Origin of the sequence: Flavobacterium sp. (assembly GCF_043779715.1) — a bacterium.
GTDB lineage: Bacteria > Bacteroidota > Bacteroidia > Flavobacteriales > Flavobacteriaceae > Flavobacterium.
The window spans coordinates 1-8,860 of record NZ_JAYWDT010000087.1; the positions used below are offsets into that span (position 1 = coordinate 1).

The 8,860-nt window shown below is 32.2% G+C and carries 11 protein-coding genes and 1 pseudogene; 4 read left to right on the plus strand and 8 right to left on the minus strand.

Annotated elements, in window-relative coordinates:
- The 4 genes from ACH2BG_RS04460 to ACH2BG_RS04475 form a co-directional block, all read right to left on the minus strand.
- A partial coding sequence (locus ACH2BG_RS04460; RefSeq protein ID WP_395046518.1) for a hypothetical protein occupies positions 1-207 on the minus strand: 207 nt, incomplete at its 3' end.
- A gap of 14 nt (positions 208-221) precedes the next feature.
- Positions 222-1,181: a trypsin-like serine peptidase gene (locus tag ACH2BG_RS04465; protein ID WP_395046519.1), complete on the minus strand. Its 960-nt coding sequence runs from the start codon at positions 1,179-1,181 to the stop codon at positions 222-224.
- A 71-nt stretch (positions 1,182-1,252) separates the two neighbouring features.
- On the minus strand, positions 1,253-2,107 hold the full coding sequence (locus ACH2BG_RS04470) for a caspase domain-containing protein (RefSeq protein ID WP_395046520.1): 855 nt from the start codon (positions 2,105-2,107) through the stop codon (positions 1,253-1,255).
- A gap of 17 nt (positions 2,108-2,124) precedes the next feature.
- Entirely contained in the window at positions 2,125-2,310 is a 186-nt protein-coding gene (locus ACH2BG_RS04475) for a hypothetical protein (RefSeq protein WP_395046521.1), read from the minus strand.
- 275 nt (positions 2,311-2,585) lie between these two features.
- Here ACH2BG_RS04475 and ACH2BG_RS04480 point away from each other — a divergent pair, with 275 nt between their 5' ends.
- From ACH2BG_RS04480 to ACH2BG_RS04490, 3 genes are all read left to right on the plus strand, one after another.
- Positions 2,586-3,026, plus strand: coding sequence for a hypothetical protein (locus ACH2BG_RS04480; protein WP_395046522.1), 441 nt, complete (start codon positions 2,586-2,588; stop codon positions 3,024-3,026).
- A 749-nt stretch (positions 3,027-3,775) separates the two neighbouring features.
- Positions 3,776-4,435 carry a sensor histidine kinase gene (locus ACH2BG_RS04485; RefSeq protein WP_395046523.1) on the plus strand — a complete coding sequence of 220 codons (660 nt, stop codon included), beginning with the start codon at positions 3,776-3,778 and terminating at the stop codon, positions 4,433-4,435.
- Positions 4,436-4,443: 8 nt separating this feature from the next.
- Positions 4,444-5,082, plus strand: a complete 639-nt coding sequence (locus ACH2BG_RS04490) for a response regulator (protein WP_395046524.1) — start codon at positions 4,444-4,446, stop codon at positions 5,080-5,082.
- Here ACH2BG_RS04490 and rlmN read toward each other — a convergent pair whose 3' ends face one another.
- The gene (gene rlmN, locus ACH2BG_RS04495; RefSeq protein WP_395046525.1) at positions 5,083-6,126 is read right to left on the minus strand and encodes a 23S rRNA (adenine(2503)-C(2))-methyltransferase RlmN; all 1,044 of its coding nucleotides are present in this window, start codon (positions 6,124-6,126) and stop codon (positions 5,083-5,085) included.
- A 77-nt stretch (positions 6,127-6,203) separates the two neighbouring features.
- Here rlmN and ACH2BG_RS04500 point away from each other — a divergent pair, with 77 nt between their 5' ends.
- Entirely contained in the window at positions 6,204-6,845 is a 642-nt protein-coding gene (locus ACH2BG_RS04500) for an O-methyltransferase (protein WP_395046526.1), read from the plus strand.
- A 122-nt stretch (positions 6,846-6,967) separates the two neighbouring features.
- Here ACH2BG_RS04500 and ACH2BG_RS04505 read toward each other — a convergent pair whose 3' ends face one another.
- The 3 genes and pseudogenes from ACH2BG_RS04505 to clpX all read right to left on the minus strand — a co-directional run.
- Positions 6,968-7,537 (minus strand): phosphatase PAP2 family protein, encoded by a 570-nt coding sequence (locus tag ACH2BG_RS04505; RefSeq protein WP_395046527.1) that lies wholly within the window; start codon positions 7,535-7,537, stop codon positions 6,968-6,970.
- The gene (locus ACH2BG_RS04510) at positions 7,537-7,905 is read right to left on the minus strand and encodes a twin-arginine translocase TatA/TatE family subunit (RefSeq protein WP_395046528.1); all 369 of its coding nucleotides are present in this window, start codon (positions 7,903-7,905) and stop codon (positions 7,537-7,539) included. The genes ACH2BG_RS04505 and ACH2BG_RS04510 overlap by 1 nt, the downstream gene beginning before the upstream one ends.
- A gap of 138 nt (positions 7,906-8,043) precedes the next feature.
- Positions 8,044-8,860: pseudogene (clpX, locus tag ACH2BG_RS04515) on the minus strand (ATP-dependent Clp protease ATP-binding subunit ClpX); the annotation flags it as partial.

Here is an 8,860-nt window from a genome sequence, read left to right on the forward strand (position 1 = left end):
TTCTGCTTGATTGTATTTTTCTTTGTATTCTAAATATTTTCTAAACTCTTCTTTAGGTTCAAAAAAAGTATCTTGATTTAAATTGACATCTGTTTTATCATTTAGATTTTCAATTTTTTTTGCAATACATAATTTAGATTTGAGAAATTCTACTTTTGCAGGATCCTTGATATTTAAAAAGAAGTCTTCTATTACTTTTTCATCCATAACACTTAAATCAATTATGGAAATTCAGTTCTTGCTTGGTTGACAAGATCCAGTAAATTAGATCCACCACTCGCCGCATTAGTAGAGGCATTTTGCCAGCTTTGAGTAGCAACTACGTATGGAGTTCCTCCCCAATATCCCCAAAATGGGCCACCACTTTGACCTGGCCAGATATCAGCTTGATGATAAATAGCTTCGTGTGCATCTGTAGTTGCATTATCACCGTCTAAAGCAATAGTGTTTTGATAAACTGGTCTTTGAGCTCCTGTTAAGTCCATTGGATAACCAGCATGTGTCCACAACGCTTGTCCATCCCAAGAATCGCTATAAGCTTTAGCACCCATCCAACCGGTTTTAGTCCCGATGTTTCTGTCAAGAACCACAACAGCATAATCATATTGCCCTTCTGTACTGTCTATAGTAGGTCCTTGCACTTTGTATTTGTAATAGGTTTTAATTCCGTTGGCAGAACCAAAAGTGGCATTTGGGCCGTTGTAATACATTGGCGAAAACTTTAAAGCACCAACAGTACCATTTGCTTTAAAATCGATGATGTGGCAACAAGTAAGCAAGTGTCTTGGTCCAATCATCACACCACTTCCGTATCCTAAAGCCGTTTCTACTCTTCCTACACATCCCCAAGGATATGCTGTAGAATTATACACAACACGCTGATCAGTACCAAAAATTGTTCTGGCTCCTTCAGGCTGCATGAAGGTTTCACGATCAATAAATTTTGCTTTTTTACTACCTTCTTTATCCGTTTTAGGAGTAAGAATCTGATCTAAGTGTTCCGGACAATGAGGTGCTATTTCGATGGCCGCTCTCGCTCCTTTTTCTAAAACTTTTACAGCTACAGCTTCCATTTCTAGGTTACCATTATCATCAATAGATAAGACTTTTTTTGCTTTAATGTCTTTTACTTTTTTCACTTCGTCAAGAGACATCGGTGCATCAGTTTTTTTAGTTGTCATTTTTTGTTTATTTAATTATTGTTCCTACTCTATTAAGGCTTTTCGGATTGCGCCTGTTGCATTTTTACTGATTACGCAAATATTTTTTGTTTGCGTTTGAGTGTAGTGCTTTCTGTTTGATTGATTTGTGCTGCCCCCATTGCAGACAAAGCATTTGCAGTTTGAGCATCTAAAAGTTTTCTAGTGATATTGCCACTGGTTGCTCTTAAGATTTTACAGAAATTGTAAGTAAAATAACCTCTTGTCAAACCGCTTATATCACCTTCCATTGAAACCTGATTGTCTTTACAACCGGCCCATAATACATGATTCATTGCTTTGACGGTCACTAAAGCTCTTTTAGTTGCTATTGGTTCGCTTGCTTTCTTTTCGCTTTTTACTTCTAAATCTTTAGAATAGTTGAAGTAAAACTCATCTTCCAACATTGGCGGAATAAAACGTGGAGATTCATTAAGAGGAAATCCTTCTAACTCAAGGTTCATTTTTCTTGTTCCGGTACCCGAATGGCAGCAATCAAATATGGCATCTAGGTTTACCCCCGATTTAAGATTACCAAAAATGGCTTTGAAATCATCGTCTCTTAAAACTCCAGCAGAAGCATAATCGTGAGGACAAATGGCTTCATCCAATCCGTCAACTTCAAGATCGTCTCCTATATTTGCCACTCTGGTTCCATGCCCTGAGTAATAAAAAACTAAAGAATCACCTACAACGCTCTCGTTTATTAGCCAGTTTAGATAACTAATCATATTGGCTCTTGTCGCATTCTGATTGGTTAAAATTCTCACGTTTGATGGAGCGAATCCACATATAACAAGAGTATTGGCCATGTCTCTTGCATCATTAACACACCCGTTTAGATCCGGACCACCAATTCCTATTGGAGCATAATCATTAATACCCACTATAACAGCTTTCTTTGCCATTTTCTTTGGTTTTAAAATTACTGACTGATGTTTCCTGCTCTAAAAATCTTGTTTTGTATATTTAGTGCAATAGCTCCTAATATTACTTCGACAAAACCTAATATGCTTAAGATGTTATCTCCACATACGATACACTCTGGTTTCGGAAAAGGTTTTCTTCCAATAAAAAAGATAATCCCTCCGATAATAATGAATACTACCATTATTACTCTTAAAAAATTTCTGTTGTTCATGACTTTAAAGATTTAATTGTTATTACTATTTTGTCTTATTATAAATACTTCTTCCGACAATAAATCGGCTTCTGTTTTTTTGAGCATTTATTCCGATGTAAAATTGTGATTATATAACTTTTTACAAAAGAGGCAATTAACTATTTTTTTGTAAGGTTTTATATCTAAATAAAAAAGGGGGTATTTCCCCTTGTCTCATTTCATGGATAAGTCTAGATTTGTCAAAACATAAAAACAACTTAATTATGAATTCAGAAGAAACTAAATCAGCTATTAAACCAAGTCAGTTAATAAGTCCTGAAAAAGCGACAGAATTAAACAGCAATTACAACACTAAAAGAGCCGATTTGCATTTAAAAGCTATAGGAAAAGAAGATGCAAATGCAGTATGGTATTCTATTGAAGAGTTAGAGAATTACATTGAATATATTAAGAGCGAAGGTGATCAGCAAGGTTATACCATTGATGGCATTCGTTTTTATTTAGGTGTATATTCAGAAACTGAAAAAGCTGAAAGGGCTGGATACACTACAATATTTTTATCTCCAACAGGCAAATCTATTGAAGAAAGCAAGTTTGAGAAATTTGCAATTGTTGAGGAAGGATGTTCACAAGACATTACATCAATTGAACCACTTAATTTTGGTTCTATGGGCAATCCACCTAAAATGGAATATGGAGGATAATATATGTTAGAAAATCTTAGGTTTTGTATCGTTTATTTAGCTTTATTGTCTGGTATTTTCGGCCTTATTTTTTGGCACAAGCTACCTAACAATAAAGCTAAGCTATTTTTATTTTCAATATGGTTTTCAGTCCTCACCGAAGTTGTTGGGAAATATTTTACAGCCTGGACGGGCCTGCTCAATTATTATGTATTCAATTTTTACATTCTCGTAATCTTTGCCATATACATCATTTTACTGAAATCATTATTAAAAAAATTAGCTTATAAAAATCTTGCGGGACTCTTTCTGCCCGTTTTTATAATTTTCTATATTATAAATTACTTTCTTTTTCAAAATGAATTTGGTCAGATTTTAACAAATAGCTATGCTGTTGGCGTAATAATGATTGTCATTTTAAGTTTTTTATATTTACTTGAACTCTTTAGTACCAATTTGGTTTTAGACTATAGTAAATCTATTTTTTTCTGGTTTATACTTGGAATCCTGATTTTTTTCGTTCCATATCTACCATTTATGTTATCACTAGATTGGTTTTTAATTGAATATAATTCATCTGTTTATGGGCTAATAATATTTTTCCTAAATTTACTGATGAATTTTTGTTTCACAATAGGGTTTATATGCAGCGAGAAGAAATACAACTATTAATCATTTCATTTAGCATTGTGCTATTTATGCTGTTGCTGACTTTGTTTGTGCTTTTTTATTTTTTTCAAAAGAAGAAATCAAAATTTTTAATTGAAAAAATGGAAGCCGATTTATTATTTCAATCAGAACTTACTAATTCAAAGATTGAAATCAAAGAACAAACGCTCACCAATGTAAGTAGAGAATTACACGATAATATTGGACAAATACTTTCTGTAGCATTAATGCAGATGAATATTATTATCGAAAATGATGGTGAATACACAAAAAAAGAACTCAAAAATATTAAAGAACTTGTAAATAAATCATTAAATGAGATTAGATTACTATCAAAAATAATGAACGGTGATGTTTTTGTAAATACTAATTTCATTAAATCTATTTCTGAAGATTTAGAAAGAATAGCCGAATTAAAAAAAATAAAATATCAGTTAAATGTAAGTGGTGAAATTCAAAAAATAAACAAAGAGCATCAAACAATTATATATAGAATTTTGCAAGAATCCATAGCTAATATTTTAAGACATTCACACAGTGAAACTATTGACATAGAAATATTTTTCACTTCAAAAAATTGCAAAATAAATATTATAGACACGGGAAAAGGTTTTGACTATAAAAAAGAATCAAGTGGCACTGGGCTAGCAAATATTAAAACAAGAGTACAACTAATAAAAGCTAGTCTTAATATTAACTCTGAAAAAAATAAAGGCACAACAATAACTATTGATTATCCAATAAATACCGAAGAAAAATAATTAACTAAATGGAAAAAATAAAAATTGTAATTGTAGATGATCATTTATTATTTTCTCAATCACTTTCTTACTTAATAGGAACATTTAAAGAGTTTACAGTCATTGGGAGTTATAGTAATGGAAAAGAATTTACAAATATATTTCTAAATGAATCTGAAAAACCAGACATTGTTTTACTCGACGTTAATATGCCTATTATGGATGGTATTGAAACCATGAAATGGTTGAAGGAAAACCAGCCTACTTTGAAAGTCTTGGCATTATCCGTAAACGATGATGAAGACACTATTATGAAAATGATTACAAATGGTGCAAAAGGATATCTACTAAAAGATACACATCCTAATGCTTTTAAAGAAGCACTTATTGAGGTGTACAACAAAGGTTTCTATTATTCGGAAATGGTTTCAGGATATCTCATAAACAAACTTACCAGTAACGAAAATAAAATTGTATTAAAAGAGCGAGAAGTCGAATTTATAAAGCTTGCTTGTACCGAAAAAACATACAAAGAAATTGCAGATGGCATGTGTTTAAGTCCAAAAACTATTGACGGATATAGAGAACAATTATTTCAAAAATTAGAACTTAAAACTCGAATTGGATTGGTCTTATATGCAATAAAACACAAAATAGTTTGTATATAATTATACTTCTTTATTAGCTAATTGTCCGCAAGCTGCATCTATATCTTTTCCACGACTGTGTCGCACTTTTGCAATAATTCCGTTTGCATCTAGTGCTTTTATATAAGCATTTATAGATTCTGGCGATGCTTGCTGAAACTCACCATCATCAATCGGATTATACTCGATAAGATTTACTTTGCAAGGCACATATTTACAAAATTTAACCAAGGCATCTACCGATTCTTTGTTGTCATTTATTCCTTTCCAAACTACATATTCGTAAGTGATTTTACTTTTGGTTTTGTGATACCAATATTCTAAAGCTTCACGCAATTCAGGTAATGGGAAACTTTTTGTAAATGGCATAATTCGATTACGAGTCTCTTCGATAGCGGAATGTAAGGAAACCGCTAGTTTGAATTTTACCTCATCATCGGCCATTTTTCTAATCATTTTAGAAACGCCCGAAGTAGAAACCGTAATTCTTTTTGGCGACATTCCTAATCCTTCGTTAGAAGTTATCATATCGATTGCTTTAATCACATTATTGTAATTCATGAGTGGTTCTCCCATTCCCATAAACACAATATTAGACAAAGGTCGATTGAAATATAATTTACTTTCTCTATCAATAGCGAGAACTTGGTCATAAATTTCGCCAGGCTCTAGATTTCTCATGCGTTTTAGACGAGCTGTAGCGCAAAAATTACAATCTAAACTACAACCAACTTGGCTAGAAACACAAGCAGTTGTTCTTGTTTCTGTTGGAATTAAAACCGATTCGACAATTAAACCATCGTGTAAACGAACCGCATTTTTTACCGTTCCGTCACTGCTGCGTTGCATTGTGTCAACTTTAATGTGATTGATAACAAAGTTACCTTCCAGCATTTGTCTGGTTTCTTTAGAAACATTTGTCATGTCTTCGAAACTGTGTGCGCCTTTGCTCCACAACCATTCGTACACTTGATTACCACGAAATGCTTTGTCATTATTCGTTACAAAAAAATCACGTAATTGTTCTTTAGATAATGCTCGTATGTCTTTTTTCTCGATTTGCATGGTGCAAATTTACGTTATTTTGTTGATTTCGTTATTCTTGTTTTGGTAATTTGTATTTTTGCTTAAAATTTTATCAAATGCATTTCCTTTCTCAAGATTTAGAAGATTATATTGAGCAACATTCAGAAAATGAGCCTGAATTATTAGCACAACTTAACAAAGAAACCTACCAAAAAATTTTGTTGCCTAGAATGTTAAGCGGGCATTTTCAGGGTCGGGTTTTGAGTATGTTATCGAAACTTATTCGCCCGGTGAACATTCTAGAAATAGGTACTTATACTGGCTATTCTGGTTTGTGCTTATGTGAAGGAATGCAAGAAAACGGGCAATTACACACGATTGACATTAAGGAAGAGTTAGTAGATTTTCAGCGAAAATATTTTGACAAATCGCCTTGGGGAAATCAAATTGTGCAACATTTAGGTGAAGCTGTTAATATTATCCCGAATTTAGATTTGAAATTAGATTTGGTTTTTATTGATGCCGATAAAGAAAATTACATTAATTATTTTAATCTGATTGTCCCTAAAATGAATAAAGGTGGCATTATTTTGTCCGACAATGTTTTGTGGTCTGGAAAAGTCGTTTTGCCTTTAGAAAAAAACGATTTAAGTACGAAAATTTTGTTGGAATATAATTTACTTTTAAAAAATGACCCGAGAGTTGAAACGGTTTTGTTACCTATAAGAGATGGCTTAACTGTTAGCCGATTGCTCTAGCCCAGATTACTTCACTTAACTTTCATTTCAATTGGAGTTCAGTGAACTTCGTTTGAAGTTGAAATCCTTTTGTTTTTTTAAAGAAAAAAACAAAAGATTGTAACGTAAAGCTGGAATAGCTCCTAAGAATAATTCTTGAAAAATTTCGCTTGTAATATTTGATAGATTATATATGTTATATAACCTGTAATCATTCCGCAAGTATATCCTGCAAGGATATCTGTAGGGAAATGTAATCCTAAGTAAATACGACTGTAGGCAAAGACCAATGGCCAGAGAATTAGTAACCAAAAATACTTATATTTCTTTTTTAATATTGAATATAGAAACACGAAAACTGCCATCGTATTTGAGGAATGTCCCGAGAAAAAACTAAAAGACGAACTTGGTTTTATGTTTCTAATTATATCCTTAATTTCCGAGTCGTTACAAGGTCGTAATCGTTGAAATGTAGCTTTAAATAATTCGGTAATTGTATTATTTACTGTGAGTAAAACGGCAACGAAAAGCACAACAATAATTGTTTGTTTTGGTCCAAATTTTTTATAAACTAAATATAATAAGAATACAAAAAGTGGAATCCAACTGGATTGTTTTGTAATAATTAACCACAACGGGTCGAAAGTTTGTGATCCTAAACCATTCAGAAAAACAAGTAATTCTTTATCTATTGCGATTATTTTTTCCAGCATTACGACTGACGTTTTATTGGCCCTGTAAGATCATCTAGATTTTCTTTGACCTTATCAATTTCGGAAGTGATATTGTCGGTGATAGATTTTGTGCCTAAAGAATCTGATGAATTATCGGTAATCATTTTATTGAATCCTTGTTTTACATTGTCAATTTCGGAAGTGAAACCGCTAGTTAAATTCTTAAAATCTAATCCATCTATATCGGCACTTTTTGTGATTTCACTTTTTATTTCGTTTGTAGCATTTTTTAGTTGTGCCATCGCTTTTCCCATAGTACGGGCAACATCTGGAATCTTATCTGATCCAAAAAGCATCAAGGCTATAAAAATGATAAATACTAATTCTCCTCCTCCTATTCCAAACATTTTTTTGAATTTTAAAATACAAAGTTACAAAGTTTTTTAAGTTGATATCAATTGATAGCAAATGTTTAACTTTATCTTATAAAAATAATTCTTAAAAGCAAAAAAACAACTCTGTTCAAGTTGTTTTTTTGTTTCTATCTAAGAAGCAATTTCCAATCGCTTCAGTAAATTTTTTGTTAAGGTATGATGTGCGTATTCCTTATCAATATTCAGAATTTTATCATCTGAACTTGGTAATTCATACATGGCATCAGTTAAAATAGCTTCACAAAGCGAACGCAATCCACGAGCTCCTAACTTATATTCTAATGCTTTATCGACAATAAAATCTAGTGCTTCATCGGTAATATTAAATTCAACATCATCCATCATAAATAATTTTTGATATTGTTTGATTAAGGCATTTTTAGGTTGTGTCAAAATAGCACGCAAGGTTTCTCTATCTAAAGGATCCATGTGTGTAAGTACTGGTAAACGACCAATTATTTCTGGAATTAAACCAAAATCTTTAATATCTTTTGGGATAATATATTGCAACAAATTGTCTTTATCTATGTTATCGACATTTTTTGAAGTACTATAACCAACTGCTTGACGGTTTAATCGTTTAGAAATAATTCTTTCAATACCATCAAAAGCACCACCAGCAATAAATAAAATATCCTGAGTATTTACCTCAACAAATTTCTGGTCTGGATGTTTTCTTCCTCCTTTTGGTGGAACATTTACAACGGTTCCTTCTAACAATTTTAATAATGCTTGTTGCACACCTTCGCCCGAAACATCACGAGTTATAGATGGATTATCGCTTTTGCGAGCAATTTTATCTATCTCATCGATAAAAACAATTCCTCTTTCAGCTTTGGTTACATCATAATCTGCTGCTTGCAAAAGACGTGTCAAAATACTTTCTACATCTTCTCAACATATCCTGCTTCTGTCAAAACGGTTGCAT

Excerpts from the sequence above, each read along its gene's own strand:
- ACH2BG_RS04465 (WP_395046519.1), bottom strand. The coding sequence starts at position 1,181 with ATGACAACTAAAAAAACTGATGCACCGATGTCTCTTGACGAAGTGAAA.
- ACH2BG_RS04470 (WP_395046520.1), bottom strand. The coding sequence starts at position 2,107 with ATGGCAAAGAAAGCTGTTATAGTGGGTATTAATGATTATGCTCCAATA.
- ACH2BG_RS04475 (WP_395046521.1), bottom strand. The coding sequence starts at position 2,310 with ATGGTAGTATTCATTATTATCGGAGGGATTATCTTTTTTATTGGAAGA.
- ACH2BG_RS04480 (WP_395046522.1), top strand. The coding sequence starts at position 2,586 with ATGAATTCAGAAGAAACTAAATCAGCTATTAAACCAAGTCAGTTAATA.
- ACH2BG_RS04485 (WP_395046523.1), top strand. The coding sequence starts at position 3,776 with ATGGAAGCCGATTTATTATTTCAATCAGAACTTACTAATTCAAAGATT.
- ACH2BG_RS04490 (WP_395046524.1), top strand. The coding sequence starts at position 4,444 with ATGGAAAAAATAAAAATTGTAATTGTAGATGATCATTTATTATTTTCT.
- rlmN (WP_395046525.1), bottom strand. The coding sequence starts at position 6,126 with ATGCAAATCGAGAAAAAAGACATACGAGCATTATCTAAAGAACAATTA.
- ACH2BG_RS04500 (WP_395046526.1), top strand. The coding sequence starts at position 6,204 with ATGCATTTCCTTTCTCAAGATTTAGAAGATTATATTGAGCAACATTCA.
- ACH2BG_RS04505 (WP_395046527.1), bottom strand. The coding sequence starts at position 7,537 with ATGCTGGAAAAAATAATCGCAATAGATAAAGAATTACTTGTTTTTCTG.
- ACH2BG_RS04510 (WP_395046528.1), bottom strand. The coding sequence starts at position 7,905 with ATGTTTGGAATAGGAGGAGGAGAATTAGTATTTATCATTTTTATAGCC.